This is a genomic window from Streptomyces sp. NPDC023838, from assembly GCF_040639555.1.
Classification (GTDB): domain Bacteria; phylum Actinomycetota; class Actinomycetes; order Streptomycetales; family Streptomycetaceae; genus Streptomyces.
Genome location: NZ_JBFAAD010000001.1, coordinates 436,425 through 450,021, shown reverse-complemented (window position 1 = coordinate 450,021; position 13,597 = coordinate 436,425). Strand labels below are relative to the sequence as shown.

The window sequence follows — 13,597 nt, the reverse complement described above, 5'->3', positions numbered from 1 at the left end:
GCGTACCGCAACCCGCGCCTCTTGGAATGGAAGCCGAGCGGCCTGCACGACTGCGAGGGTGACCAGTTTGGCCACGGTCAGCCGCGGTGGCCTACCCATCCAACGGCTGACTTCCAGCTCGTCATCGACTTTCACGTACAGCGTGTTCAGCAAAGTGTCCAGGTCATTCGTCACACAACGATCTCGGGCACCCTCTCTGTGTTCCCGAACGCGCCACCGGCCTGATGCGTCTGGGGCGGGCTCAATGCCGGAGCAGCCACACAACCCGGTCCCACGACAGAAGGTGGTACACGACCAGCGCACCGGCGAGCATCACGGCGAGAGTGCGGGATCCCGCCGCGTACAACGCCGCCGCACCACCGAAGAACACAGCCAGCTCCAGCAGGAACCGCAGCGGACCAGGGGTCGCGATCACCGTCCCTCCGGACCGGGATGCATCGTCCGGGGTGGCAAACACCCCCCACAGCACAGCCACGACCAGGGGAACGGCAACCACGCAGACGTACCGCAGGGAAGCAGGCGCGGTATCCCATGCCCAGAGCCCGAAGCACACCAGAGCCACCAGCTCCAACACGAACCTCACACCCAGAGCCAACGGGTGAAAGCCATACCCGGATGACATACGCGCAATTCCCTCCGTCGCAGCCCCTCCATGATTACAGACCACCGCACGGGAGACTCAAGAACCGCCCCAGACACCGGACTTATTCGGGCGGTCTTGGTGATTGGCGTCCGGCACAAGGCCGACGCGGCCGCCGTCGACGGCGAACTCCGGCTCAGTGCCCCAGAGTTCACTTGTCGGGGCGGAGACATTCAGAGCGCACTGACTGCCGCTGGGCCGCCTACGCCACCGACGTCACCCGTCGCAAGGTCACCGGCACCGTGTCAGTGCGCGAGACGCAGGCGGATCGGCTCACGTGAGCATCCGTGCAGAGCCCTTGGCGGCGTGCTCGACCGCGGCGGAAGCCAGCGCCCGGATCATCGGGTGGGGCCGGGTGCCGTCTCCCGCGAGTTCGGGCTGGAACAAGGTGGCGAGGAAGAACGGATGGTCCGGCAGCTCGGCGATCCGCACGTCGCCCGCCTCGTCGGCGCCGCTGAAGCGCAGTCCGTGCGCACGCAGTGCATCCAGGTAGTCCGGGCTGGTGCCGTACGAACAGTGGTAGCGCTCGACGCTCCGCTCAGCCCCCAGGACACGCTCCGCCAACGATCCCCTCTCCACGTTGACCACACCCTCGTGACCGACCAGGGAGCATGCCAGCGGGACGATCAGGAGGTCGTCCGCCTCCGGCCGGTTCTCCGCGTGGTTGACACCCGAGAGCCCGCACACGTCGCGCGCGAACTCCAGGACCGCGTGCTGGAAGCCACCACAGGTGCCCAGGAACGGGATCCCCTGCTCACGCGCGGTGCACACCGCCGCGATGGCCCCAGCTTCGCTCCGATACGGGCTGCCGGGCACCAACCAGATGGCGTCGAAGCCGTCGAGGGCGTCGGCGGATTCTGCGTCCTGGGTCGGGATCCAATACGCGTCCAGGACCAGCTGGTCGCGCTGGGCCAGTGCGTCGAGGAGAGTGGGGATGCGGGTGTGGGCCCGGACGCTGGGCGAGCGGTCACCCACGAGTGCCAGACGGGCTGTCGAGATGTTCGTCGAGATGTGCAAAGGCTCAGGCATGTGGACATCCTGACCCCACAACCGAGAACAGCGCCAACGATGATTCATGACCCTTCTATCAGCAATACTGATGGACATGGATCCGCACCTCCTCCGCACGTTCGTGACGGTGTCCCGCTGCGGTTCGTTCTCCCAGGCGGCCCGCGAACTTGGCTACACGCAGTCAGCGGTCTCCCAGCACATCGCCGCACTCGAAAACGACCTCGGGGCGATCCTCCTGCTACGGCGCCCTGTCACTGCGACTAACGTCGGCGTACGGCTGCTGGAGCACGCCGGGCCACTGCTGCTGCGGCTGGACGCCGCCCGCGCGGATATCGCACGCCTGACCGCGGCACCCGCCGCCCGCATCGTCATCGGGGTTTCCCCGCTGGCCTTGAGCTCACTGTTCACCCGGACGCTTGCCGACCTGCGCCAGACGCATCCCCGCTTGGAGGTGAAGGTGCGTGTCCTTGGCCGCGAGGACATCCCACGCGAAGTCGCGACCTCTATCTTGGACCTCGGTTTGATCGACGGCATGGCCGCCCCCAACGACCCGCTCCACCTCCCCGACATCGGCCCGCTCACGGCGATGGCCGTCGCGCAACAGCCTCTGGCCGTAGCACTCCCCACCCAGCACCCGCTGAGCCGTCGCGCCGGGCTGCGCTTGGTCGACCTCACCGACGCCCGATGGATCGACGCACCCGGCACCGCCATCTCGCTTTCGCAATTGCGCACCGTGAGCGGCTCCGACGGCTACCGCACGTCCTTGCGTTACGAAGGAACCGACATACGCGGACTCATCGCGCTCGTCACGGCAGGACACGGGCTCGCGCTACTGCCCCAGCAATCGATCGACGGCATGCCCGGCATCAGCGCGGTCCCCCTCGCCGCACCACGGCTGGTGCACCGCACCGAGGCCCTGTACAGCAGCACGCTGGACGGTCCTCAAGCCCTCCTTGCAGCAGCCCTCACGGCAGCCACTGGATGACCGAGACCAAGCCCTCACCACGATGTCCTCGTCGGGGAACGCAAGGGCTTCGATGATCTCACCGTGGCGGCGGCCACACCCCCGCCGCTCCGCAGACGTCGGCCCCGTGACTGGCCGCCAGCCTCTTCCCTGCCGCCATGAAGGCTGGGGCGTATCTCAAGGGCCGTGTACGAGAGGGCACACTGCTGCCATGAGCTAGCCTCTACGTGCAGCGGTTCGAGCACGGTGAATCAGGGCCGCTGCCCGCGGATCTGCGTACGTGGCATCGGCGTCGTTCGTGGAGGTCTGCGGTCCAGCTGATGTCCCGGTGGGGGCGGCATCCATGTCGTGGCGCTCCCTCCGAGCGGCCCTGAACAGTTCACACCGCCCATTTCCCGCCCCACCCGCAGCCGCGCTCGCACCGCTGGATCCGCAGCACGCCATTGTTGCTCACCCCCCCCATAACCAGGATTGGTCCCCCGACCTGGCGGTCGGGATGAGCCCGCGGTGCCTCGATACGCTTTAGCGCGGCCGTGGCAGCGTAGGAGCGCCTCGGCCCGGCTTTTGTAGGCTCCTCGCATGCCACAGTCCAGAGAACCGCAGACGCCGGTGTCGGGGAAACACGTACGCCGGGCCGTCGCCCATTGCCTCGACGCCCTCGAAGGCATCCCCGCTGCCCAATGGCACGACCGGGCCGGAGGCTTGGAGTGGACGCGTTGGGAGACCCTTGACCACCTCGCGGATGACCTGCTCACCTACGCCCTGCGGTTCGGGCTCGCGCAGCCCATGGGCGTGCCGCGCGTCCCGCTGCGCGTTTCCAGTGATCGACCCGGCGGCCCGGCCAACGTCATCTTCGCAGACCATGAGGCAGGACCAGAGGGACTCCTGACTGTCGTGGAGGCTTGCGGCGGCCTGCTCGCAACCGTCGTGGACACCGCGGCCGCAACCACCTTGGCGCCACACGTCTTCGGAGCCTCCGACCCGGAGGGCTTCGCAGCCATGGGCATCGTCGAGACCCTGGTCCACACCCACGACATCACCCAGGGCCTGGACCCTGTCCGGGAGCCCCCGCATGACCTGAGCGAGCGGGCCCTCGCCCGTTTGTTCCCCGACGTGCCCGTCATCGACACCCCATGGTCCACCTTGCTGTGGGCCACCGGACGCATCGAGACGCCTGATCGCCCCCGCCGGACTAACTGGCGCTGGCACGGCGCGCCGCACAGTCGCAGCTGACTCAAACGTCGCGTGGCTGCAGGGCGCGCACAGCACACCGCCAACCACGGCATATCGGCCTCGGGCGCACTCGCTCAAGATCGGAGCGATCAACCTCTTCAACCGGCTCAATGTCTCCACGGAGGAGGCCTGCAACAACCTGCATGCGGGCGGGCCCCGGAAGCGGGCCCGCCACTTCAATGAGGCCTGGCGGAGCCTAGCCGTGGTTCAGACGGGCCAGAAGCAGGTTCGGGTCCGGCTCGGTGGCGAAGTACGAGGCGCTGGGGACGTAGACCGTCTGGTCGCGTACGGCCACGGAGGTCGGGTTCGAGATCCCGTCCCGCTGAGTGAGAACGACGGAGTGGGTGCCCTGCGGCCGCACCACGACGACCTGACTGGTGCCGTCCAATGCGGCGAGGACGGTGTCGCCGCGGCGTGAGGTGAACGCGAAGTCGTCGATACCGTCCAGCCCTCTCGCCTGGGTCCTGATCCTGCCTGCGGAGCCGTTGCGGCGTACGGGGATGCGCAGCAGCGTCCCGCGGTCGGTGTTGGACACCCAGACGGCGCCGTCGTGAACCTTGATGCCGTTGGCGCCGATGCCCGTTCCGGACGGAACCGGCGCGAGGGCCGTTCCCCTGACCCACGCGGTACCCCTGCCTCCCGTCACCGGCACGCGCCAGACGATTCCCAGCACCGAGTCGGCCGCGTAGAGCACGCCCCGGCGCTCGTCGAGGGCAAGACCGTTGAGCAGCCCGTCCGCCGGCAGCTTCGCGATCTGCTGGGGCCTGCGGCCGTCGGGCGTGATGCGCCAGATGCCGGTCTTGCTGGTGCCGGTGGCGTAGTTGACGTAGAGGGTGCCGTCGTGAGCACGGACGATGCCGAGAACAACGGCGTTGTGGACGATGGGGGTGTTCGGGTTCGCGACGGCGGGCAGGGTGACGCGCCTGCGGATGTCTCCGTGCCGGGTGACGTTGGCGACCTGGCGGGCGAAGGAGAAGGTCAGGTCGGCGGAGCCGTCGGGTTCGAGCGCGATGTTCTCGGGTGTCTCGCCTGCGGCGAAGTCGAAGTGAGCGACCACACGCGGGTGCGACACGAGCGGCTCGTCACCGGATGCGGGAGCCGATGCGAGCACGCCGAGGGTGACGGCGGTCGCGACCATACCGGCCAGGTACGGGAGTCGGGGCATGAATCTCTCCTTGGGCTGCGGCACGGGCCACCCGTGTGGCGCCAGAGGCAGACTGCGGTACGCCGGTCGGTGACCGCCGCAGTCGCGGCCGGGAGATCGCCCTCGTGGCCTATGAATTGACAGGGATGGTCCCCCGGCTGCCGCGACGACCAGCGAGAGGAGAAGTCCCACCCCCGGCCTGCATATATGCCAAGTCCTTCGAACGGGTCAATTGGTCGGTGGCCATGACCCCGGATTTTGAACACACCTATACGACTCGGGTCAGGGCGTGGAGCCACGACGGCAGCGTGCGAACGGCCGCCCGCTATCACTACCCGGACCAACCTTCCCTTCCACCTGCCCCCTGGCACGGCTTCGGCTTCGGCTTCGACGGCCAGCGGGCCCTTTCATCGCCGTTCTTCCGCGGAAACCCCTGGCGTAGAACGTCCCTGCCGCTGTGGTGTGCACCGTGACCGTACTGGCGGGGGCCGGGTGCAGTGACGACCACCAACGGTCCTCCTCGTCGGCCGCACCTACCGCCCGTGCCGCCTACCAGCAACCCGCAGCACGTGGGTCGGTGATCTCTGCGACCCCTGTGGCGGACTTGACCGCCAAGGAGGTCGCAGCCCATGTGGCGAAGGCCGGCATCGATGCGGTGCAGGTCCGCTACGGTGTGCGGGCCCACCGGATCGTGTACCGCACCATCGACATCAAGGGCCGGTCCACCACGGCGAGCGAGCTGGTCGTGATGCCGAAGAGCGACGACCGCGGCCTTCGGGTGGTGTCCTGGCTGCACGGCACGGAGGTGTACCGGGGGGAGGTGGCCTCGGTGAACGACGAGTCCCCCGACCGGACCACGGCACTGCTGTTCGCCTCGACCGGCCGGGCGGTGTCCGCACCGGACTACCTCGGCATGGGCAAGAGCCCGGGGATCCACCCCTACGGGAACCCGGAGGCGACCGTCAGCGCGTCGGTGGATGCCTTGCGGGCGGCTCGCGCCTTCGCGGCCCGGGATGGTCACACACTCGACCCGCGCGTACTGGTCAGCGGATTCTCCCAGGGCGGACCGGCCACCATGCTGGTCGGGCGCGCCCTGCAACAGGGCGTCGACCCGTACTTCCGCCCGGGTGCGCTGGCCCCGATCTCCGGTCCGTTCGACCTGAGTGGTTTCGAGGCCGCCGCAGCAGCGGACAAGGTTGCCCGCTCGTCCCTCTACCTCGCCTATTTCACCACCGCCTGGAACCGGATGTACGGCCTGTACGACACGGCGGGCCAGGCATTCCGTGCCCCCTACGACAAGAAGGTGGAGACGCTCTTCGACGGCGACCACCAGGCGTCGCAGATCGCGGCCGCCCTGCCGGCCACCTCGAAAGAACTGTTCACCCCCGAGTTCCTCCAGAAGGTGCGCAACCCCACAGGGATCCTGAAACGGAAACTGCAGGTGATGGACACCACCTGTGACTGGCGGCCGACGGTCCCGGTGCACCTCTTCCACGCCAAGGGCGACAAGGACGTCTCCTTTACGAACTCCCTTCACTGCCAACGTCAGCTGGCTTCCCACGGGGCCGACCAGCAGCTGAACGACGTCGGGCAGTTCGACCACTCCACGACGGTCCTCAAGGCCCTGCCACAGGTGGTACGCGAGTTCGACTCCGCCCACTGACCCGTCACCCGTGCGGTATGCAGGGCACGTGCCGCACGCGGCAGGCGTTGGACGGGCCGGGTGGCGGGTGCCTACCCGGGAAGCACCCGCCACGCGTCGCAGGCCGCGCGAGCAGCGTCTCGCGAGCCTGGGCGAGCATTCTCATCGGGCCCACGCTGCGAGTACTACACCGCCACGGCCGCCTCACCTCAAACCCGCCAGACGACCCGCCCGACACGCCGCGTACCAGCACAGTGGCCGAGCAGGCGCAGCACTAGGGTTGGCCTCGTGCCTCAACCGAGACGGCGGATCTGGCTGCGGGCGACAGTGCTGGTTGCCGGCTTCTTCATCGCGCTGACCGCGCTCACAGCCTGCAATTCGGGTACCAGCGACAGTTCGGGCGGTGCGGATACCTCCAGGAGTCCGTCAGAGCCTTCCGAGGGTACGGGCGATACGGATACGTCCGCCGGTTCGGAGGATTCCGGTGGCGAGAATTCCGGTGGTTCGAACACGTCAGGCGGTGTGGGCCGGTCGGGCGGCTCGGACCAGGTCCTGTTCCAAAAAAAGGCTGAGCGGGACAGAGCAGGGCTGTTCGAGGGGCAGTTGGACTACGATCCACCGTCGCCGGTCAACGTCAATGACACCACCGAATTCACGGTGACGCTCAGCGCCCTCAGCAGCGCGCAGCCCCAACCAAGTCACGTCGTGGCGCGTCGAAACCTCTGGGTAGGCGGAGTACAGGGCGCCGAGCTCACCGCCCCGGACGGTGATGTCGACGTCGAGCTCACTGGCTCCAACCACCAACTGCTCACAAGGAACACCTCCGTTGAATGGCAGTGGAACCTCACTCCCCGAAAGCCCGGACGTCATCGGCTGAACCTGGTAATCGAGACCTACCAGGGCTCGTCCAGCAACGTCTTGGCACGTACGTCGCCCCCGCTCACACTCGACCTGGCCGCTAACACCACCTTCGGGTACCAGGTCAGCGAGATGAAAGAGTGGATCATCGCCGCAGGCGCGGTACTCGGAGCCAGTGGCGTGATCCTCGCGTTCTTCCGAAAACCCCTGGTCGCTCTGGCCTCGAAATCCCTCGGCCGCAAGCGCAAAGACTCAGACCAGAGCTAGACACTCCGGACACCAGAGCCAGTCCGACGGATGCCGGCGGATGTCGATGGAGGCCAGACGCTCCGGGAAGCCCTTGGTCTCCCGGGTACGGCCCCGGGATGCTCGCGGAGTTGGTCGCAGGCAAGCGGGATCGGCGATGACGCGTCAGCAGGCACGTTTCATTCGCCCGCGGTGTCCTCGGCCTCCCAACGGAGCAGGTCGCCTGGCTGGCACTCGAGCACCTCGCAGAGCGCGGCGAGCGTGGCAAAGCGCACCGCCTTGGCGCGGCCGTTCTTGAGTACCGCCAGGTTGGCGGGCGTGATCCCTATGCGGTCCGCGAGTTCGCCCACGGACATCTTCCTCCTGGCCAGCATCACGTCGATGTCGACGGCGATCGGCATCAGATCACCTCGTCCAACTCGGCCTGCATCTGCGCCGCTTCGACGTCGCGGGCGACGGCCTGGGCGAGCAGCATCCGCAGTACGAGCACGATGAGCGCGACTCCCAGGGTGGCAACGCCAATCCCGCCCATGATCAGGGTGACGCCCGGGTCGTCCCGCTGGCCGGGCGCATTCACGGCCGTAACCGCGAACCACACGAGAGCAGCCACAACGATCGCGCCGATGATGCCGTCCACGTACCGGAAGGCGGCGTGGGAGAACACGGTTCCGCGTCGCACCATCGTCACCAGCCGCCATACACAGACCAGGGCGACCTGGGCCGTCCCGATGCCCAGGATCGTGATCACGCGCAGCGGGGTCAGCGGGAGCGACCCGTCCTCCGGGTCACTCCCGCTGACAAGTGCCCACACCATCAGTGCCTGCACGAACAAGGTGCCGGTGAGCACCACCACGAGCACGCCGCGCAGGGCGCGCACTGTCAGCTTCCCCATGCCCCATCCTCCCATCGACCCACGATGGGAATCTATCGAATCTCGATAGGTGGAGCAAGGGCTGGGCCGGAGAGCGGGCGGCGGTTTCGCACCATGGCAGGATGCCGCCGCCCCTCCCGCGGCATGGCGCAGTGCGAAGGCTTTCAATCTCTGCGGACTGAATGGTTCAGCCGCGCGTTGACCCGCCGGAACTTCCGGGCACTTCTTTATATTCACGCCAGATCGACACCGGCGGGCCAGGCCGGGGAGTCGCCTGTCTGGCGAGCAAGTCTGAGCCGTCACGTTTTTCGGCTCTGACGAGGAGCTTGTGAAGTCTGCCGATCGGCATGCCGAGCAGGATCTATTGGTGTCCGCTACTGCGCAGTGCCGCCGCGATGTGGCTGTAGCTGGGTATGGACGCTCCGTTCCGGGCCTCCGATGGTGTAGAGCAGCAGGGCGAAGGTTGCCAGGGTGAACAGCGCCGTCATCAGGCGCCGTACGTTGATGGTTTGAGTCATGTCTCGCCTCCCGCCGGGGATGACGTCGCCGAGGAAGGTCGGCCGACTGCCGCGCGCGGCGGCGATGTTCTTGGCCGTTTCCTGCCCCGGCGGGATACCGGCGGCGGCAGCTGTGGGCGAGTAGGGCATCCGCCCGTTGAACGCGGTCGCTGTGCTGTTGAGCAGCCCACCGCCCAAGGCCGTCGACGCCGCCCTCTTCGGTACGCGGCTGCGTCCCCGCAAGTTGGCGAACAGCCACCCCACCACCACCGCGAAGGTCGGGTGATCGAGGCGACGTTCCCCATCGATCGTGTCATCCGCACCTCTCCCGACCCGGCACGGAATCGCCGCTCCGCGGCAGCGCCGCCCAGACCGTGGCCCAGGCAGCCGTGCGCAGCGCCACGTCTCTGTCCCCGTGGCAGGTCGGCGGGGGCTACTTGGCCGCAAGGAGGCGGACGCGGTGTAGGTCCGAGTTCCACCTTGGCCTGACCGTCCCCCGCGACGGCGGCGGCACCCGGCCCCGCCCGCGACCCTGAGTCCCGGAAATCACGAGGAACCTGCCGATGCAGGCCACGCGGGAATCGCGTGGCCTGCATCGATCAGCCGGGCAGGAGGGAATTCATCCCGACAGGGAATTCAGCTCCAGGCAGGAAAGGGATTGAGCTGCGGAGGACGCGAGTCGGCACGGCCCACCCGGGGCACTACCGCTCTCCGCTCTCCGCTCTCCGTTAAAGGATTTCGATGTCCTTGACCCGCGGGGGACGGTTCGGGAAGGTGATGTCCGTCCACCGGTTGATGCGGACCGAGTCGCCGTTTACGTCGTAGTAGATGAGATCGTTGTTGCCCGTCGAGATGCGGTCGACCCACCAGCTACCGAAGGACTTCCGGCCCTTGTTGGCGTAGCAGTCCACGCTGGAGCGGTTGTCCAGGTGCGACCAGATCTTCAGGAAGTTCTCCCCACCACGGCACTCGACGTGGTCGATGGCGAACGCGTTGCCCGTGGGCATGGCTACCGTGACCGCCGTGGTGGCTGCTAACGCCACGATCACGGAACGGGCGACCCTCTTCGTCTTTGAGATCACAAGTTCTCCTTCATCCGATTCTCGAACGGGGAGGCCACGTACTGGCTGCACATATGAAGGCTCGTCAAAAATGCACTGCTTGACTCCGTGCAACCCTTCCGCGGTCTCGTCTCTCGGGCTTGCCCTACGAATATCATGCAAGGCATCTGTACATGGCAATCATTCACGGCACCCTGGGCCGGAATGCTCCCCCAAATGTCTTGATCGAGACTGCACGAGTTGTCCGCGTCAATCTCAGGTATCCGTTGCCCTTTCGTTCGAGAGACCGTCGACGGGCTCATGCATATCCTGGTCCATTGCGTCGTCCAGCAAGGAGGCGGGACTACCATCCCTCCCCGCCCCGCTCGTCCTTCGTACGCAGAGCACCTCCCCTCGCCACGTCTCTTACTTCTTGTACAGCCCATGCACCTCGCCGACAAAGGGCTGAACGGGCAAGCCTGCAGGCACAGTTGCCGTCCGGCGGCGCAGCCGCAGGCCCCGCCGCCAGGTCAGCCGCCTTCCGGGGCCGCGGCCTCCGGAAACCGGACGCTGTGCGAACGCGTCCTGAGGCTCGATAGGCTCGGTCGCTGTGCTGCACGGAAACGGGAGAGGGCATGAGCCAGGCGCTCTATACAGAACGGTCGTGGAATCCGCTGGCGCGGACCGTTGAGCTGACGGAGGAAGACCTGCGTCGCGGCGGCAGGGTCACGCCCCTGAGCGAGCTGAACCTGCCGGCCATGGCCGAGGCGTTCCAGCGCGGCCACTGGCTCGGCGGCGGCGGCACGGAACGTCCGCTGGAGCAGCTGGCCGCAGGCAGTGGCGTCATCCCGGTCACTCGCGTCACCGGCACCACCACTCCCGTAAAAGTACGTCAGGCCGCCGAATTCGCCCAGAAGCTCGGAGAACTGGCGGTACGGCACTGTGGCGGGCCCGCGCAGCTGAACGCCCTGGCCGAGCGGGCGCAGGCGGAGGGCGTGCCGCTGTGGATGGCCCGACGGTACACCCACGGACCCGCCGGCCAGGTAGGCGTGGCGGTGGACCGCCGGCTGGTACGCGTGGACGTGTGGGGGCCGGGCGCTCCACCCGTACGGATACGGGCACCGCACGGCTTCCTGAGCAGCACCGCTGACCAGGCGCAGGGGCTTCGGATGACCGTCGGGGACGTACCGGCCGCCCTCTTCCTGAAGAAGAAGCTGCGTAAGTCCAAGAGCTACGCACGGGCGCGGCTGCCCCAGGGCGTCTGGGAGTTGCGCCGGGCGGACCACACGAGCTCCTGGTTGCTGCGCGACGAGCAGCGGGTCGCCCTGATACAGCGACCGCCGCGCCGTCCCGACCTCGACCCCGGGACGGTGCTGCTGCCCCTGGCGCCCGTGCACTACGAGAGCCAGGACCCGCTGGACGCGCTCATGGCCCACGCCTTCGCGGTCACCTTTGGCCTGGGCGACACCACGGGCACGGCCCGCTTCCCGCTCCAGCGTCCGCACTCCAGCGCCGGCGAGGCGGTCGCCACCGACGACTCCTGGGATCGCCCCTGGTTCAGCAACCTGGGCAGCGGCGGCGACGACAACGAAACGGGCGGCTCGGACGGCTGGGGCTCCGACGGCGGAGACGGGGGAGACGGAGGCGGCGGAGACAGCGGCGGCGGAGACGGCGGCGGCGGAGACGGCGGCGGGGATTAGAGGCGGGAACCAGAGGCAGGGACGCGGGCGGTCTCGGCGTGCCTGACGGCACGAGATCGGCCGGGCGCGACTGCGCAAGGTCGTGGTGACGAAGGTGATGGCCACCCAGATCACCCGCGCAGAGGTCGAGGTCCTCGCCGCACGGGACGTCCCGCTGGGCGGACCGCGAGCGGTGACCGTACGGCGCACGCTGCTGCAACGGGCCCCGGAACCCGTATGCCGACCCGCTGAGGTTCAGCCGGAGAATGGCGAATGTTCGGGAACTCCGCCGCGCGGTGCGGCGCTCTGCACCTGTCGGGTTCGAGCGGGCGTGGACCCGGGCACGGCAATCATGCGGCGTTTGCCCTGTCGTCATGCAAGCAGGGTGCCCAGCGTGCTTCGGCAAGCAGCATCCCGACCAGCACGAGCACCAGGGCGAACAACTCGGCCAGGGAAGAGAGGTGCGTCCCGAGCGGGATCGTGGCGAGGGCGGCTGCGGCGCCGGCCGCGCGAAAGCGCAGTGGCGGGATGCGTAGCACCGCACGGAAGGCGACGTTTCCCGCGAGGAAGAGCGTCACACCGCCCGCAAGCGCGATGGCGGGCGCTGCGGGCATATGGTCCGGGAGGTGCCCGATGGACTTCTTCACCCCGGCCGCGAGCACCGCGACGCCGAGCAGCATCGGCACGAAGCTGTAGTAGTACGCGAGCATCGTCACCCGGAACCTGGCCAGCCCGGACACGGCCCGCAGCGCCTGTTCGGCGGCCTCCTCGTCGCGGATGAAGTAGGTCCACCACAGCGCGGTCGCCAGGGCGAGGGCGAGGGCCGCGCCGCCGAACAGGCCCCAGTCCAGCGGGCGGTCGCCGGAGCCGACGCCGATGGCGATCACGGACTCGCCGAACGCGATGATGAGGAGCAGCCCGTGGCGCTCCACGAAGTGCGCCGGGTCGAGTGCGCCGACGCGGCCCGTCACCGGGACGCGCTCCCCGCCGACGTCAGTGGTGATGCGGCTGGAGAGGAGCGGGGTGATGGCCTGCAGGACCAGCGCGGCCAGCCAGAGTGTTTCGGCGGCCCGGCCGCTGACGGTACCGGCCGCCGTGACGCACAGCGCGGCGAGGACGTTGGTGAGCGCGAAGCTGAGGACGTGCCGCCCGTGCACCAGGGCATACAGCGCGCTGTGGACCACGGTGACCAGGAGGAAGCCGAGGCCGAACGCGACGCCGTCCGTGGTGAACACCCGGGGAATGGCCAGCGCGCAGGTGAGGAAGCCGCACATGCCCAGGATCAGCGGAATGCGGCGGGCGTTGGTCTCGGGCGGCACCTGGTTGGTGAGGTAGGCGTAGGCGCCGTACATCCAGAACAGGACGGCGAAGATCAGTAGGACCCGGCCAGCCTGGGCGAAGGACAGGTCGTGGGTGAGCAGGACGGTCAGTTGTGTGATCGTGAAGACGAAGACGAGGTCGAAGAAGAGCTCCAGGGTGGAGACCCGGCGCCCCGCGGCGCTCTCGGTCGCCACGGCCGGGCCGTCGACGGCAGACATACGTTCCCCCAGCAGGCATGTCGTTCCAATGTGCGGCCGACACATTAGCCCAGCGGTGCGAAAGCGCCCGGGCCTGTCTCATCCGCAGGGCGACCGCGCGTACTTGGGGGTACGCCACCACACGGCTGGGGGGCGGAGGGTTGGCCGCGATGTCCCGCACCTGGCCGGCCGCGAGTCGGCGCCGCAGCAGGATGATGCCCGCCGGCCAGTGCGTAGGCGCCGTCGTAGCCCCAG

13 protein-coding genes and 1 pseudogene are annotated in these 13,597 nt (G+C 68.2%); 6 read left to right on the top strand and 8 right to left on the bottom strand.

The window, feature by feature from the left end; genetic code table 11:
* Positions 1-241: 241 nt before the first annotated feature.
* Entirely contained in the window at positions 242-574 is a 333-nt protein-coding gene (locus AB0G17_RS01735) for a DUF2568 domain-containing protein (protein WP_361374388.1), read from the bottom strand.
* 339 nt (positions 575-913) lie between these two features.
* The gene (locus AB0G17_RS01730; protein WP_361374386.1) at positions 914-1,669 is read right to left on the bottom strand and encodes a hypothetical protein; all 756 of its coding nucleotides are present in this window, start codon (positions 1,667-1,669) and stop codon (positions 914-916) included.
* A 76-nt stretch (positions 1,670-1,745) separates the two neighbouring features.
* On the opposite strand from AB0G17_RS01730, the gene AB0G17_RS01725 reads away from it, so the two are divergent.
* Together AB0G17_RS01725 and AB0G17_RS01720 are read left to right on the top strand one after the other, a co-directional pair.
* A complete protein-coding gene (locus tag AB0G17_RS01725) occupies positions 1,746-2,636 on the top strand; it encodes a LysR family transcriptional regulator (RefSeq protein ID WP_361374384.1) in 891 nt (296 codons plus the stop codon).
* Between the two features lie 558 nt (positions 2,637-3,194).
* Positions 3,195-3,848 carry a DinB family protein gene (locus AB0G17_RS01720; RefSeq protein ID WP_361374382.1) on the top strand — a complete coding sequence of 218 codons (654 nt, stop codon included), beginning with the start codon at positions 3,195-3,197 and terminating at the stop codon, positions 3,846-3,848.
* Positions 3,849-4,044: 196 nt separating this feature from the next.
* Here the strand turns inward: AB0G17_RS01720 and AB0G17_RS01715 are convergent, their stop codons facing one another.
* A complete protein-coding gene (locus tag AB0G17_RS01715) occupies positions 4,045-5,013 on the bottom strand; it encodes a hypothetical protein (RefSeq protein ID WP_361374380.1) in 969 nt (322 codons plus the stop codon).
* 574 nt (positions 5,014-5,587) lie between these two features.
* Between AB0G17_RS01715 and AB0G17_RS01710 the strand changes: the two genes are divergently transcribed.
* Both AB0G17_RS01710 and AB0G17_RS01705 read left to right on the top strand, forming a co-directional pair.
* On the top strand, positions 5,588-6,655 hold the full coding sequence (locus AB0G17_RS01710) for a hypothetical protein (protein ID WP_361374378.1): 1,068 nt from the start codon (positions 5,588-5,590) through the stop codon (positions 6,653-6,655).
* Positions 6,656-6,922: 267 nt separating this feature from the next.
* Positions 6,923-7,759 carry a hypothetical protein gene (locus AB0G17_RS01705; RefSeq protein WP_361374376.1) on the top strand — a complete coding sequence of 279 codons (837 nt, stop codon included), beginning with the start codon at positions 6,923-6,925 and terminating at the stop codon, positions 7,757-7,759.
* Positions 7,760-7,917: 158 nt separating this feature from the next.
* Here the strand turns inward: AB0G17_RS01705 and AB0G17_RS01700 are convergent, their stop codons facing one another.
* From AB0G17_RS01700 to AB0G17_RS01685, 4 genes are all read right to left on the bottom strand, one after another.
* Positions 7,918-8,139, bottom strand: a complete 222-nt coding sequence (locus AB0G17_RS01700) for a helix-turn-helix transcriptional regulator (RefSeq protein WP_361374374.1) — start codon at positions 8,137-8,139, stop codon at positions 7,918-7,920.
* On the bottom strand, positions 8,139-8,630 hold the full coding sequence (locus AB0G17_RS01695) for a DUF2975 domain-containing protein (protein WP_361374372.1): 492 nt from the start codon (positions 8,628-8,630) through the stop codon (positions 8,139-8,141). Before AB0G17_RS01695 ends, AB0G17_RS01700 begins: the two co-directional genes overlap by 1 nt.
* A 353-nt stretch (positions 8,631-8,983) precedes the next feature.
* Entirely contained in the window at positions 8,984-9,256 is a 273-nt protein-coding gene (locus tag AB0G17_RS01690) for a hypothetical protein (RefSeq protein WP_361374370.1), read from the bottom strand.
* 578 nt (positions 9,257-9,834) lie between these two features.
* Positions 9,835-10,188 (bottom strand): beta/gamma crystallin domain-containing protein, encoded by a 354-nt coding sequence (locus tag AB0G17_RS01685; protein ID WP_361374368.1) that lies wholly within the window; start codon positions 10,186-10,188, stop codon positions 9,835-9,837.
* Between the two features lie 593 nt (positions 10,189-10,781).
* Between AB0G17_RS01685 and AB0G17_RS01680 the strand changes: the two genes are divergently transcribed.
* Positions 10,782-11,846 carry a hypothetical protein gene (locus AB0G17_RS01680; RefSeq protein ID WP_361374366.1) on the top strand — a complete coding sequence of 355 codons (1,065 nt, stop codon included), beginning with the start codon at positions 10,782-10,784 and terminating at the stop codon, positions 11,844-11,846.
* Between the two features lie 97 nt (positions 11,847-11,943).
* A pseudogene (locus tag AB0G17_RS01675) lies at positions 11,944-12,051 on the top strand (pirin family protein); the annotation flags it as partial.
* 124 nt (positions 12,052-12,175) lie between these two features.
* Here the strand turns inward: AB0G17_RS01675 and AB0G17_RS01670 are convergent.
* The gene (locus AB0G17_RS01670; protein ID WP_361374364.1) at positions 12,176-13,363 is read right to left on the bottom strand and encodes a low temperature requirement protein A; all 1,188 of its coding nucleotides are present in this window, start codon (positions 13,361-13,363) and stop codon (positions 12,176-12,178) included.
* Positions 13,364-13,597 lie beyond the last annotated feature (234 nt).

Coding starts and splice junctions, on each gene's coding strand:
- AB0G17_RS01670 (WP_361374364.1), bottom strand. CDS start 13,363: ATGTCTGCCGTCGACGGCCCGGCCGTGGCGACCGAGAGCGCCGCGGGG.
- AB0G17_RS01730 (WP_361374386.1), bottom strand. CDS start 1,669: ATGCCTGAGCCTTTGCACATCTCGACGAACATCTCGACAGCCCGTCTG.
- AB0G17_RS01700 (WP_361374374.1), bottom strand. CDS start 8,139: ATGCCGATCGCCGTCGACATCGACGTGATGCTGGCCAGGAGGAAGATG.
- AB0G17_RS01695 (WP_361374372.1), bottom strand. CDS start 8,630: ATGGGGAAGCTGACAGTGCGCGCCCTGCGCGGCGTGCTCGTGGTGGTG.
- AB0G17_RS01725 (WP_361374384.1), top strand. CDS start 1,746: ATGGATCCGCACCTCCTCCGCACGTTCGTGACGGTGTCCCGCTGCGGT.
- AB0G17_RS01715 (WP_361374380.1), bottom strand. CDS start 5,013: ATGCCCCGACTCCCGTACCTGGCCGGTATGGTCGCGACCGCCGTCACC.
- AB0G17_RS01720 (WP_361374382.1), top strand. CDS start 3,195: ATGCCACAGTCCAGAGAACCGCAGACGCCGGTGTCGGGGAAACACGTA.
- AB0G17_RS01690 (WP_361374370.1), bottom strand. CDS start 9,256: ATGCCCTACTCGCCCACAGCTGCCGCCGCCGGTATCCCGCCGGGGCAG.
- AB0G17_RS01680 (WP_361374366.1), top strand. CDS start 10,782: ATGAGCCAGGCGCTCTATACAGAACGGTCGTGGAATCCGCTGGCGCGG.